General features: G+C 70.2%; 10 protein-coding genes and 1 pseudogene. 4 read left to right on the forward strand and 7 right to left on the reverse strand.

What is annotated here, in order from left to right:
* Positions 1-127: 127 nt before the first annotated feature.
* Both NRF20_RS38605 and NRF20_RS38610 read right to left on the reverse strand, forming a co-directional pair.
* Entirely contained in the window at positions 128-796 is a 669-nt protein-coding gene (locus tag NRF20_RS38605) for a DedA family protein (RefSeq protein WP_266364000.1), read from the reverse strand.
* A 187-nt stretch (positions 797-983) separates the two neighbouring features.
* Positions 984-1,184, reverse strand: coding sequence for a hypothetical protein (locus tag NRF20_RS38610; RefSeq protein WP_398633285.1), 201 nt, complete (start codon positions 1,182-1,184; stop codon positions 984-986).
* 495 nt (positions 1,185-1,679) lie between these two features.
* On the opposite strand from NRF20_RS38610, the gene NRF20_RS38615 reads away from it, so the two are divergent.
* Entirely contained in the window at positions 1,680-3,125 is a 1,446-nt protein-coding gene (locus tag NRF20_RS38615; RefSeq protein ID WP_413754077.1) for a helix-turn-helix domain-containing protein, read from the forward strand.
* 59 nt (positions 3,126-3,184) lie between these two features.
* Here the strand turns inward: NRF20_RS38615 and NRF20_RS38620 are convergent, their stop codons facing one another.
* The 5 genes and pseudogenes from NRF20_RS38620 to NRF20_RS38640 all read right to left on the reverse strand — a co-directional run bounded on the left by NRF20_RS38620 (position 3,185) and on the right by NRF20_RS38640 (position 10,080).
* The gene (locus NRF20_RS38620) at positions 3,185-6,664 is read right to left on the reverse strand and encodes a M28 family peptidase (RefSeq protein WP_413754649.1); all 3,480 of its coding nucleotides are present in this window, start codon (positions 6,662-6,664) and stop codon (positions 3,185-3,187) included.
* Between the two features lie 251 nt (positions 6,665-6,915).
* On the reverse strand, positions 6,916-7,479 hold the full coding sequence (locus NRF20_RS38625; RefSeq protein WP_398633287.1) for a hypothetical protein: 564 nt from the start codon (positions 7,477-7,479) through the stop codon (positions 6,916-6,918).
* 149 nt (positions 7,480-7,628) lie between these two features.
* Entirely contained in the window at positions 7,629-8,822 is a 1,194-nt protein-coding gene (locus NRF20_RS38630; protein ID WP_398633288.1) for a protein kinase domain-containing protein, read from the reverse strand.
* Positions 8,823-9,176: 354 nt separating this feature from the next.
* Positions 9,177-9,569 (reverse strand): annotated as a pseudogene (locus NRF20_RS38635) (HAD family hydrolase); the annotation flags it as partial.
* A 25-nt stretch (positions 9,570-9,594) separates the two neighbouring features.
* Positions 9,595-10,080: an Lrp/AsnC family transcriptional regulator gene (locus NRF20_RS38640; RefSeq protein ID WP_413754078.1), complete on the reverse strand. Its 486-nt coding sequence runs from the start codon at positions 10,078-10,080 to the stop codon at positions 9,595-9,597.
* Between the two features lie 229 nt (positions 10,081-10,309).
* On the opposite strand from NRF20_RS38640, the gene NRF20_RS38645 reads away from it, so the two are divergent.
* The 3 genes from NRF20_RS38645 to NRF20_RS38655 all read left to right on the forward strand — a co-directional run bounded on the left by NRF20_RS38645 (position 10,310) and on the right by NRF20_RS38655 (position 13,265).
* A complete protein-coding gene (locus NRF20_RS38645; protein WP_398633290.1) occupies positions 10,310-10,591 on the forward strand; it encodes a hypothetical protein in 282 nt (93 codons plus the stop codon).
* Positions 10,584-11,747 (forward strand): acyltransferase, encoded by a 1,164-nt coding sequence (locus tag NRF20_RS38650; protein WP_398633291.1) that lies wholly within the window; start codon positions 10,584-10,586, stop codon positions 11,745-11,747. The genes NRF20_RS38645 and NRF20_RS38650 overlap by 8 nt, the downstream gene beginning before the upstream one ends.
* A 216-nt stretch (positions 11,748-11,963) precedes the next feature.
* Positions 11,964-13,265: a sensor histidine kinase gene (locus tag NRF20_RS38655; protein ID WP_413754650.1), complete on the forward strand. Its 1,302-nt coding sequence runs from the start codon at positions 11,964-11,966 to the stop codon at positions 13,263-13,265.
* Positions 13,266-13,270 lie beyond the last annotated feature (5 nt).

Here is a 13,270-nt window from a genome sequence, read left to right on the forward strand (position 1 = left end):
CGACCGGTTGCACTGTCTGTGGAGTCCCCCTGCACGGATGCCGAGGCTAGTCGCGCGGCACCGTCACGGCAAGATCGACCTTGGCGGGCGGGGGAGACCGGGAGAGCGCGTGACAACGGCTCGTAGCTCACGACGAACGACGGTGCTGCGCCCGCTCACGGGGACGGGAGCGCAACCGCAGACTCACGTACACGATGACGGCCGCAAGGACCAGGACGAGAACGGCCTTGGAGAGGAACCCGACATAGGTCTCCACCAGGTCCCACCGGTCGCCGAGCCAGTACCCGGCCATCACCAGCACAGAGTTCCACAGCAGGCTGCCCACAGCGGTCAGGGTCACGAAGAGCGGCAGCGACATGCGCTCCACGCCGGCCGGCACGGAGATGAGACTCCGGAAGATCGGCACCATACGCCCGAGGAGGACGGCCTTGGTGCCGTGCTCGGCGAACCACCGCTCCGTACGCTCCAGATCGGAACTCCTGACCAGCGGTAGCCTCGCCCAGATCGCATGCATCCGGTCGCGGCCGAAGAGCATTCCGATCCAGTACAGAACCACCGCGCCCACCACCGAACCGAGCGTGGTCCAGAAGAGCGCGGAGGCCAGGCCGATGACGCCCTGCCCCGCCGCGAACCCGGTCAGCGGGAGAATGACCTCGCTGGGCAGCGGCGGAAAGAGATTCTCCAGGGCGATGGCGAGGCCGGCTCCCGGACCCCCCATGGTGTCGACGAGACCGGCTGCCCAGCCTGCGACACCGCCCGCGGGTTCCTGGGGGAGTCCCAGAGTGACGAGATCCATGAACTGACTCCTGGCCGGTGGTGGAGAGGCGTGAGAAGTCCGTCGCGCCTCAACGGCAACGCTAGGAAGCGCCGCCCGGCGCCGGTACGGGGATTGCCGTCGAACCGGGTGATGTTCTCCGCACCCGCCACCCTGCGGTTTTCCTCAACACCCGCAGCCCGTGACGATCACGCCGACGCCGCTCGCGTCACTTCGGCGCGAAGACGATGCCGGAGCTCACGGTCTCGGTGTACGCAGATGTGCTGCCCCATCGGTCCTGATGGAGCGAGGGGCACACGGTCGCGTACGGCACCACCACATCGGCCGCGCCGAGCCGGCCACCGTCGGCCGTACGGGCCGGTGTGCCGTCGCAGGCAGAGATTGTGCGGTGCCGCTCGGTTGCTGCCACGGAAGTACGCGCTCGGATTCTTCGTGGGAGGCAGCGGGTTCAATGGTGCCGCCTCGATGGCCGGGAGGAGCTCGGCCCGGGATCCGGAGAAGGCGAGTGTCGGCCGGTCGAACCGACGCAGCTGTCGCCGGTCGCGCCGGGGCCGTGCTCAGTACGGCAGCGGGCGGCCGGACGGGGTTCGCAGATCGAGTGGCGGCGGCCGTGACGGCAGCTGCGGACGTCGGACGATCTGGATGCGGCTCATTGCCACCACCCCCTGTCAGTCATCGGTCATATGCCCGGCGGGTTGCCTCTTCATGCGGCTCAGTCCGGCTCAACTGGTTGACTGCGCAAGAGTGTTACGTAATCGGCCAGGGTGATGAGAGAAAGGCGCGGGAAGGCGCCATCTTCCCGCGGCAACCGGGGACACCGCGCACACGCGCTCGCTATCCTCCCGGCTATGAGCCATGAGCGTGGCACGGGTGCGAGATCCGGCGGGGCTCCGAGGGGTTCCGGGTGACCGAGGGCGTGGGCCCTTCGCCGGATGTCCGTACCGCAGAGGCGTGGAGAGCCTTCGGGACCCGGTTACGTCGGTGGCGCAGGCGCGCCGGGCTCACCCAGGCCCAGGTGGGTGCCCGCGTCGGCTACGACCACACCGCCATCAGCAAGTTGGAGCACGGAACCCGGAAGACGCCGCTGCCGCTCGCCCGCAGGCTGGACGATCTGCTGACGGCCGGCGGCGACCTGCTCGACGCCTGCGAGGCGGCGGAGGCCGAAGGACCGGGTGCTACGGGCGAGGGGAGCGGGGGCCTACGTCCGGTCGCGACCACCGCACGGACGGGCCCCCTGCCCGGCGAACCCGCGGGTGGCGCCCTGCTCTCGATGCTGCCGCCGGACACCGTCCTGCCCATGAGCCTGCCCACCTACGGGCTGGTGTGTCCGGTGCACGGCCGCGACGGCTGCACCGTTCCCGTACTCGCCGACGTCATCGCCCTGCATTCGGCCTTCTGCGCCCTGGGCCCGGCCACCGTCTCGTGTCCGCCGCTGGACATCGACACCGTGCATGCCCTGACGGCGCTGCTCGCCGTCTGCCAGCGGGCCGATGAGGAGCGCGCCTGGCCGGGAGCGACCGTCGTGGTCGAGCGCACCCTGCACGCGATGCTCCGCTGGATGGCCCTGCCCGCAGCGCCGTACCAACGCCAACTCGCGCCACTTGCAGCCGAGTACGCACAGTCGGCCGGCTGTCTGCGGCTGCTGTGGGGCCGGAACGCGACAGCGATGGCCTGGCTCGACCGGTCGCTGGTCTGGGCCGGCCTGGCCGGTCACGTCGGAACGGAGGTGGCCGCGCTCAGCGACATGAGCACCCTGGCGCGGCTGGAGGGCGACGTCCCTTCCGCACTCGCCTACGGCGGCGCGATCCGGCGGGCGGCCGCAGGCCGGCACTGGGCGGGCGCCATGAGCGATCTGTACGAGGCGCGCGGGCATGCGGTGCGGGGCGACACGCGGCAGACCCTGGTTCATATCGACCGTGCCTGGTCACAGATGGACCGGGTCGGCGAGCAGGACGAGACGGAGGCACCCTGGCTCTCCGTCGCCTCCGTGCGTCTGCGGGTGGAGTCGGGCGCCGCCGGGGCACTGAGGGACCTCGCCGCGGCGACCGGTGACCGTCGACTGGCGCTGCGCGCGGTCGAGGCGACCCGTACCGCGCTGGGCCTGCTCCCCGCGGGGATGCACTCGACACGGATGCTGTTCCTGGTTCGGATGGCCGACGCCCATGCCTGCGCCCAGGAACCGCTCGCCGCGATCGCCATCGCCGAACCCGTGCTGGACACCACCGAGGTGACCGCATCCACGCTGCTCGGCCACGAACTCCGCGGCCTGCACGGCCGGTTGGCGGAACGGCACGGCAATCGGCCGGAGATCGACGACTTCACCCGCCGGCTGGCGGCCGTCGTCCGCTGAGACACCGAGGGCGGGGCGTGTGCGGACACGCCCCGCCCGGCCCGCATCCTGATGACGGATCAGTTCGCGTTCAGCGTCACGTCGTCCACCACGAAGCTGGTCTGCAGATAGGCGTCCTCATTGCTGGTGAACCCGAGCGTGACCGTCTGACCGGCGAAGGCGCCGACATCGAAGGTCTCCTGGACGTAGGAGCCCGCGGCGTCCGTGTTGGAGTACGTCGCAAGCGTCTTGGTGCCCAGCTTCACGGTGAATGTGTCGTACGCGGTCGGGTCGCCCGCCGACTCATCCGTGTCGGTGCGCAGATGGAACGACAGCTTGTACGCCGAGCAGCCCGGGGGAATGGTCAGTGACTGCGAGGCGGTGTCGGAGTGCGTGGATCCCCAGCCGCCGAGCCAGGCCATGTACGCGCCGCTGTGCGCGGGCTTCTCCGACGTCCGGTTGCTGATCACGCCGTCCGTCTGGGTCCACGGCGCGACGCCCTCCTCGAAGCCGCCGTTGGCGACCACCTGTCGTGCCTGGCAGGTGCCGCCGCCACCGACGACGAGCGAGTACGTGGTGGCGTGCGTGGCCGAACCGGTCCCGGTCACCGTGATGGTGTACGTACCCGGCGCGGCCTGGGACCCGGCGGAGACGGTCATCGCCGACGACGAACCCGACTGTACGGAGGCCGGGGCGAATGCGACCGTGACACCGCTCGGCGCCCCGGAGGCCGTCAGCTTCACGGTCTGCGCGGAGCCACTGGTGGTCGCCGTCGACACACTCGCGCCGACCGAGCCGCCCGGCTGGACATTGCCGGAGACCGGCTTCACCGCGACGGAGAAGTCATCGGCCGGCGCGGTGGTGCCGACGGAGGTCTTCCACACCGTATGGGCGACGCCGTCGGCGCTGCGGTCGAGCGCGGTCGCGTTGATATTGCTCGTGGTGTCGCAGGACTGGTGGTAGCAGGAGTCGTAGGACCTGCCCGCCGTACCGCCCCATTTGGTGGCCTGCGCCGACGACTTGGCGTCGCTCGCGCCCGTCGCGTAACCGGAGGTGGGAATGCCGCCCTGCTGGAAGGAGTAGTCGTCGGACCGTCCCTGGCCCTCGACGTTCTCCTCCGGCGCGAGGTTCAGCGAATCCCAGTACTCCTTCATCGGGGCCGAGGCGGCCGAGTCGACGTTGTTGATGAAGTAGCCCGCGTTGGTCGAGGCGACCATGTCGAAGTTGTAGTACGCCTTGATGGCGCTGCGCTCGGCGGCGGTGAGCCGGCCGACGTAGTACTCGGAACCCTGCAGGCCCTGCTCCTCGCCGTTCCACCAGGCGAAGCGGACATGCTTGGTCATCGTCGGGTTCCGCTGCGCCAGGGCGAGCGCGTTCTCCAGCAGGGTGGCGGAACCCGAGCCGTTGTCATTGATCCCGGGGCCGGCCGCGACGCCGTCCAGGTGGGCGCCGAACATGACGGTCTGGTCGGACGGGCCGCCCGGCCAGTCGGCGATCAGGTTGCTGCCGCGGTACGTGCAGCTGGTGCAGGTCTGCTCGCTGACGGTGTAACCGGCCGCCTCCAGCTTGCCCTTCACATAGGCGACAGAGGCCGTGTATCCGGCGCTGCCGGCCCTGCGGTTGCCGCCGTTCTGCGAAGCGATGGTGTTCAGCTGCGCCAGATGGGACTGAACGTTTGCGACACTGATGTCGGGTGCGCTGCCGCCCGGACTGCCGCCGTTGTCGACGGTCAGTGTGTACTGCGCGGTGTGGCTCTGGGTGCCGTCACCCTTCACCGTGAAGGTGTACGCGCCGGGTGCGGCGTTCGACGACGCGGACACGGTCATCGTCGAGGACGCTCCGGACTGCACCGACGACGGGCTGAACGACGCGGTGACACCGCTCGGCAGACCGCTCGCCGTCAGGTTCACCGTCTGCGCACTCCCGGAGCTGACCGATGTCCGCACCGTGGCCGTCGCCGAATTACCGGGCTTCACCGAGCCGGACGCCGGGTCCAGGGACATGGTGAAGTCGTTGCTGCCGCTGGGAGTACAGGTCGGGTCGCCGCTCTGGGCGGGCACGCTGATGGCGTCCCACGCGGCCTTGGTCCGGTCGAAGAGCACACAACCGGAGTCGAGGTTCCTGGCGGCGGTGAGGGTGGTCGTGCGGTAGCGCTTGTAGGTCATTCCGCTCGTCTTGAGCAGCATGCCGCCGTAGAAGACCTTGCCGGCGCTCTGGATGCCGACACCGGTGACCGAGGAGCTGTTGCATGTCGGGCTGGACGGCTTGCCGCCGCCCGGGTTCGAGCCCTCGGCCAGCAGATAGAACCAGTGGTTCAGCGGACCGGCCGCCGCGTGCTCCTCGGTGTTGGGTATGGAGGAGCTGTAGCAGTTCGGGTCGCCGGTCTGCGACGGGTTGTACATGATCCGGATCGGCCCGTTGCCGACCAGGTCGATCTTCTCGCCGACGGTGTAGTCCGGGTCGTCGTACGGGGCGGGCTCGTTGGTGTACGCCTCGGTCAGGGCGCCCATGATGTCGCCGGTGGCCTCGCCGAGACCGGACTCGTTGTTGGCGCCGCCGGGCGTGTACTGGTCGATGCCGTGGCCGAACTCATGGCCCACCACGTCCATCGCGCCGATCCACTGGTTGGCGTTGTTGTGGCCGATGGATACCGAGGAGCCGTCCCAGTAGGCGTTGACGTCGTTCAGCCCGACCTTGACCGGCCAACTGCGGCCGTTGCCGTCGTGCCCGTTGCGGCCCAGCCAGTCCCTCAGCATGTTCCACTCGTGCTGCGCCGCCCACATGACATCGACGCAGCCGGTCTCCTTGCTGGAGGCGCTGCTGGTGCCCCAGGAGTCGCTCGACTTGCTGAAGACACTGCCCGTGCTGTAGTCGGCGCAGCTCAGGCCGGGCCGGTTCGGGTCACGCAGCGAGTAGCTGCCGCCCGACGCGGTGGTGTCGATGGACAGCGGCGACGGACCGTTCCACTGGCTGTTGCCGGTGCCCGCCCTGACGTCGTCGTAGCTGTCGAGCACTTTGCCGGTGCCGGCGTCGACGAAGACATGCAGACGGCTGGGGGACTTGGCGCTGCGCCCGGTGAGCACCGTCTCCCAGGCCAGCCGGGAGGTCCTTCCCGTGGCGCGCACGACCAGACGGTGCGAGTCCACCCGTGTCACGGTGGTGAGTTTCTTGCGGGAGGTGGTCTCGGCCGCCTTGGCGGAAACGGTCGGTGTGGTCGGCACGTTGATCCGCCGGGACACCGCCGACTGGGTGCCGCGTACCCGGCCCTCGGAGTCGGCCACCACGACCGCGTCCCCGCCGACGACCGGCAGACCGCGGTAGGTGCGCTGGTAGGCGACGGAGTACATACCATTGACCCAAGGGGTCACCATCTGCCGCTCGTACTGCTCGTCGGGTCCCTTCGCCAGGGTGTCGAGACCACTGGCGGCAGCTCGGTCGGCTGCCGACACCGCGGTCGAGAGCGCGGTCGGGGCGGGCGGAGACGGTTCGGCAGATGCTGGCCGGCCGCTGGTGGCGACCAGCATTCCGGCGAGGACGGCCAGGGTTGTCCCGGCCGTCATCGGTCTGCGTTTCATCGAGGCTCCTTGAGTCGGGGGGCCTCGATCACGGGCAGCGGCGTACGATGACGCACTTGCTCCGGCCGTCCAAGGCCGGCCCCGTCGCCCGTGTCGCCGTCGTCCCTGATCGAGCGACCGAACACTCACATGTCGTCATGGCCTCGTCAATGAAAAGCGAGGGCTGCCGGGGGACTTGGCAAGTCTGGTCAAGCCGCGATGGTGGGATCGCACAACAACCCGGGCGTGCGGGGCGGTTACTCCAGGCCGGAGATCGTGAACACCGTACGCGCGGTCCGGCGGTCGATACGGTCGGCCAATTGACGCAGCGCCGTCACCCCGCACCGCAGCGTCCCACGTTTCACACAGCCGCGGGCGTCGTCGTCCAGCCGGTGCCACAGCGCCGGATTGGCAAGGAAGACCTGGGGGTCGACCTCGGCCCGGCCGCCGTCCGCGTCACGGAGCACCAGACGCTGGGAGACTCCGTCCGACCAGCGCACCGACACCAGCCGGTCGGTGCGCACGATCCGTTCGCGCACCAGGCCGCGGCAGGACAGCCACCCGGCACCCGCACGGACCCGTGGCGGCACCAGGACCACCAGCAGCAGGGCGGCCAGGCCGGTCCACAGCAGTGCGCGCAGCCAGGTGAGGTGACCGGCCGTCGCATCGACGGCCAGGAGCAGCCCGAGGAGCGTCACGGCGCAGCGGACCGCGAACCGCAGGTCCCCGGCCCAGCCGTGGTCGTGGGCGGTCGTATCGGGCGGAGGGTGTGCTCGGCCGGTGTGCGGGCCGGGCACAGCTCGGATGTCACGTCGTCGCATGGCAGCGACGTTATGGAAGCCGGCCGGCCCGTCGGCGTCCGTTGATGAACCGCTGACGCCGTAACCGCCGGTCCTGACGGCTGCTTGACGGGTGGTGCCGTGGCAGGGGCGGTACGGTCATGGGGCCGGGGCGGGCAGCGGAGAGCGGCTCAGTCCTGCTCGTCGTCCCCGTCGCCCTCGCTGTCCTGTGCCGGCTGGTCGGGGGCCGGTGAATCGGGGCCGGTGGATGCGGTGGGACCGGTGCCCGGGGTGTCGGCCGAGCCGGAATCCGGGGAGAACAGGCTCATTCCCAGGTACACGGCCGCGACGAAGGCGACCGTACCGGCAATGGCGCTGGCCACTCTGGGCCGACGCCTGATCGCCTCGCGGGCGCCGGTGCGCCGCCGGACCGGCACGGACCGGTCCGCCGGACGCCGTCTGTGGCCGCCGGCCTGCGGCAGGCGATATGTCGTCACGCCGTCGGCCTGCTGAGCGGAGGGAGATGCCGGGGCTGTGCCGAACGCGGGGGCAGGTGCCGGGGCATAAGGAGCACTCGGCGCTGCCGGAGGGGGCATGGGGGCGTACATGGGCATGGGCTCCGGCTGTCCCCGCCACGCATCGTTCTGGAACCAGTCGGCGACCTGCTGGGCGCTGGGCCGGTCCTCGGGCTGCTTCGCGAGCAGCCCGAGCAGATAGGAGTCGAAGGCGGGAGACAGGTCGACTCCCCGCTGTCTGAGCGGCACGGGGGCCGTGTCGACATGCTGATAGAGCGTGGCGGTCGCAGTGTCGGAGCGGAACGGTGGCTCACCCAGCAGAAGTTGGTAGATCACACAGCCGAGGGAGTACATGTCGGACGCCGAACCGGCCGTACGGCCCAGGGCGCGCTCCGGGGCGAGATAGAGACTGGTGCCGACGATCTGCCCCGTGGTGGTCAGCGCGGCGGAAGGGTCGTCGACGAACTGGGCGATGCCGAAGTCGCCGATCTTGACGGACCCTTCCGCGTCCAGCATCAGGTTTCCGGGCTTGATGTCACGGTGCACGATGCCCTGCCGATGGGCGGCGGCGAGCCCCGCGGCCGCCTGGCCCGCGATCCGGGCGACCTGCTCGGCGCCGAGCCGCTCCTCGGCCGCGAGCAGATCGCCCAGGCTTCTGCCCTCTACGAGCTCCATCACGAGGTAGAAGCGGTCCTCCCAGGCCCCGAAGTCGAACACGGCCACCAGATGAGGGTGGCTCAGGCGGGCCGCGGTCTGGGCCTCCAGACGGAACCGGGCGGTGGCCGACTCGTCCGCGTGGTCGCCGAGCAGCAGCTTCACGGCCACCGCCCTGCCGAGCACTTCGTCGGCGGCGCGCCACACCTCACCCATGCCGCCGCGGCCTATGGGAGACAACAAGCGGTACCGACCAGCTACCAGCACCTGTGCACCAATCTCGAATTGTGGGCCGCTTCGACTGCCACGGCGGCGACCCGACCGGGATCGGGGCGGGGTGGGGCGCGCGGCATGATCAGGATATCGGGCCGCCGGACCTCGACGGCACGCCGAGCAGCCGAGACGCTGTCCGCAGAGGCGCCGCCGGGAGGCAGTGCCGCGGATTCCTCACCAGGTGTCGACGAACCGACGGCGGCTGCCGGGAGGGAGGGCCGGGGCGGGGACCTCCTCGGGTGCCCGGCCGTCGAGCGCCGACAGGATCCAGGCCCGGGAGTCCGCCGGGTCGATCACGAGTCCCGTGCCCGCGAGCACAGCCTCGATCGCTGCCCGGGACGAGCCCGACGCCACCGCCATCCCGACGCCTTCCTGGTACAGCCGCTCCACGAACTTCCGCATCTCGGGGAAGACCTCGGTCGACGATCGCGCCGGCTCCAGATACAGGGCGTCCTGACCCGCCACCAGTTCGTCGACGGGCGCCTCGATCCCGTACTCGGTACGCAGGACCGCCAGCGTCTCGCGGACACCGATCCCGATGAAGCAGGTGTGGTGCTCCCAGGTGAAGCAGGGCGCGCCGTACCGTTCCAGAAGACGGCGCGCCGCCTCGTAATGGTTCGGCTCGCTGTCCACCAGTGTGGCGTCGAGTTCGAAGACGACGATGGGGACGGGGACGCGCCGGGAGTTCATGCCGTCCAGCATGCCAAGACGGTGATCACTTCGGGCTGCCGGCGGCCGTGCGGCCCACCGATTCGACCAGCGGCAGCAGCCGGTGCGGAACCCGCTCGCGCAGCGCCACCTCGGTACGTGTCCTGACCACACCGGGCAGTTGGATCAGCCGCTGGATCACATCCTCCAGATGCCCGTTGTCGCGGGCCACCACCCGGGCCAGCAGATCGCCGCCGCCCGTGGTCGAGAAGGCCTCGACGATCTCCGGCACCGAGGCGAGCGCTCCACCGACCTCGTCCAGATGCCCCTGGGTGACCTCCAGATGAACGAAGGCCAGCACCGGGTGACCCAGCGCGGCGGGGGACAGGATCGGACCCGTACCGGTGATCACACCGTCCCGCTCCAGCCGGTCGATACGGGCCTGGAGGGTGCCCCGGGCGACGGAGAGGATGCGTGCGTACTCGCGCACGCTGGTACGCGGCTGCTCGATGAGCAATCGCAGGATGCGGGTGTCGAGGGCGTCCACCGCCATGGTCCGTTGGTCTCTTCCTGGTAGGCCGATCCGGGCTGCGACTGTACCAATGGCCCGGCAGCAGCCCCGTCGGAGCGATCCGACGCACCCTCACCCGCATCTCATACCCGTAGTCCTGTAGAGCTACAAAAAAGGTTCACACCCTGGTGGGACGCGGATTACAAGGCCCTCTCCATAGCTTCTGTACCCGAAGCAGCGCAGCCATCCGGTACGGAAGGAACAACCCGCCATGTCGTTCCGTCCGCGCAGAGGCCGCCTGCCTCGCGGCCTGCTGACCGCGCAGGACGCCATGGCGCGCCGATGTGCCGCACATGAAGCTCCAACTGCCCTTATGGACATCGGGTTCGCGACGGACCCGGTCTCGCCCGAGTTCGGCACCGAGATCTTCGCGGCGGGCGACGGCGGCCACAGCGACTACCTGAAGCACGGTTCCTCACCGCTGAAGAACATCGCCCGGATCGTGGCCGCAACGGCTACGTCCGCAAAGCCCTCGGGAGAGCGCCATGCGTGACTTCGTCCGGCGGATAGACTCCGCCACTCCTGGCGACCGTGACCGCGCGACCGACGCCCTGCGCGCCATCGCCATCCTCGGCGTGGTTCTCGGCCACTGGCTGGTGACCGCACTGGTCGTCGACAGCGGCACCATCCACGGCTCCAGCCCGCTCCAGTACATGCCCCAATTCACCCCGGTCTCCTGGGTGTTCCAGACCCTTGCCATCTTCTTCCTGGTCGGCGGACAGGTCGGCGCGAAGAGTTACGCCTCCGCCCGCGCCCGTGGCGAGAACTACGGCCGGTGGCTCCGTACGCGGATGGCCCGGCTCCTGCGGCCGGTGGTCGTCGTGCTGGTCGTATGGACCGTGGCGGCGTGCACGATGCTCGCCTCCGGGGTGGACCAGGACACCGTGCGCGCGCTGTGCAAGCTCGTGTGGTCCCCGCTCTGGTTCCTGGCGGTCTTCGCGGCGCTGACGGCGGCGACCCCACTGGTGGCGAAGCTGCATCCGCTGTGGCCGTTCGCCGTCGTGCTGATCACCGACCTCTACCGGTTCGGCCTGGACGCGCCCGGAGAGTTCGCCTCGGTCAACGTGGTTGCCGGCTGGCTGGTTCCGTACTGCCTGGGCGCGGCCCGGGCCCGCGGCGAACTGCACAGTCGCAGGGCCGGCTGGACGCTGCTGCTCGGCGGAGCCGCCGCCACCGCCGGACTCGTCCTCTGGGCCGGCTACCCGGCAGCCATGGTCGGGGTGCCCGGCCTGGCGATCTCCAATCTCGACCCGCCGACCCTCGCCGTGGTCACCTTCGGCCTCGCGCAGTGCGGAGCGGCACTGCTGCTGCTCGGCCCGCTGCGCCGGGTGCTGCAACGCCCGGCCGTCTGGGCGGTGGTGGCGACGGTGAACCTCTCCGCGATGACGATCTTCCTGTGGCACCAGACCGCGATGATCGCGGTCACCGCGACAGGCCTGTTGGCGGGCGGGACCCTGCCGGGTCTGCACACCGTCCCCGACGTCCCCGGCTGGGTTCTCGCCCGGCTGTCCTGGCTGCCCGTGTTCGCCGTGGCGTTGCTGATCTGCTGGGTGGCGTTCCGTGGTTACGAGCAGGGGCGGCCGCGAAAGAAGAGCATGGTCGTCCGCAAGGGACGTCCCGCCCGGTCGGCGGAGGCGCGGCGCGCTTGAGACCGACCGGCACAGGGGGGGGCGGCGTCGCGGGGCTGGGCACGCACATCTGCGGCGTCGTCGTCGGTCGACAACTCCCCCATAGCCCTGAAGGCATGGGGGGACCCTCTTCGCGTTGCCTCCCTCCTCCGCCTTGCAGTTGCACGCACCCAGCCCCGCTCCTTCCACCCCCCATGTGCCGGTCGGCCTAAGGTGAGTTCTGTGAAGCGGGGGGACATGGTGAGGCGGTCGGCGGAGGTCCTGCGGGCGTTGCCCCGTACCCTGCGCGAAGATCTGGTGACGTCGGCGGCCGACCCGACCCCGGATGCGCGGCGGCCGCGCTGGCTGGAGTGGCGGCCGGCTCTCGTGGTGCCGTTGGTGATGTTCGCGCTGAGCATTTTCCTCTTCAACACGAACCAGTACGCCTCCGAGTACGGGATGGGCATACAGCTCGGCATTCTGTTCGCCGGTATCCAGTCGTCCGCGATCGTCGTCGCACTGTTCCGCCCCATCCCGGCCTGGTGGGTGTTGATGCTCGTCACGGTCGTGATCACTCCCTTCGCCAAAGCCTCCGGTCCCGGCGGCATGCTGTCCCCCTGGAGCAGAGCCGGGATCGCGTGGAGCGGAGCCGGGATCGCGCTGCAGGCCGGGGTGCTGTTCCTGCTCGCACTGCGGGTCCGGCCCCGGATCGCCGCCGAGACGCTGACGATCAGTGTCGTGGCGGGTCTTGCCTGCGGCGCAGCTGCCCCCTGGCGCCGGAGCAACGACGTCCACCTCGCCGTCGCGGTTCTCGTCGTCGCCGTGGTGGTCGGCGCCGCGTTGCGTGGCACCGGGGTGGCGCGTACCCAGCTGGTCGCACAGGAGGAACTCACCGCCGAGGAGCGCAACCGGCGCACTCTTCTGGAGGAGCGCAACCGGATCGCCCGCGAGTTGCACGACGTGGTCGCCCACCACATGTCGGTCATCTCCATCCAGGCGCAGGTCGCCCCGCACCTGGTCGAGAATCCGTCCGACGAGCTCAAGGAGAACCTCGCGGGCATCCGCGAGAATGCGGTCGACGCGCTCACCGAACTGCGCCGGGTGCTCGGCGTACTGCGCTCCGAGGACCCCGTGCCGCAGGCGGCGAGACACGCCCCGCAGCCCACCCTCGACCGGCTGGACGATCTGATCGACAACGCGCGCGGCGCCGGGCTCTCGGTCACCGCAGAGACCACCGGGGAGCGGCATCCGCTGTCGCCGGGCGTCGAGCTGTCGGCGTTCCGCATCGTGCAGGAGGCGCTCAGCAACGCGATGCGTCACGCACCGGGCGCAAAGGTGCGGGTGGAGATCGGCCACCACCCGTCGGCCGTCACGGTCCGGGTCACCAACACCCCGCCGGAGCGGGCCGCCCCGCCCTCGGCCGGCGCGGGCCACGGTCTGCTCGGCATGCGCGAGCGCACCGCGATGCTGGGAGGTGAACTCGCCACCGGAGCCACCCCTGACGGCGGCTACGAAGTGACTGCGACACTGCCCACACAGCCCCCTGCCCATCGCCGATGACTTCC

It is taken from the genome of Streptomyces sp. R-74717 (assembly GCF_047305335.1).
Classification (GTDB): Bacteria; Actinomycetota; Actinomycetes; order Streptomycetales; family Streptomycetaceae; genus Streptomyces; species Streptomyces atratus.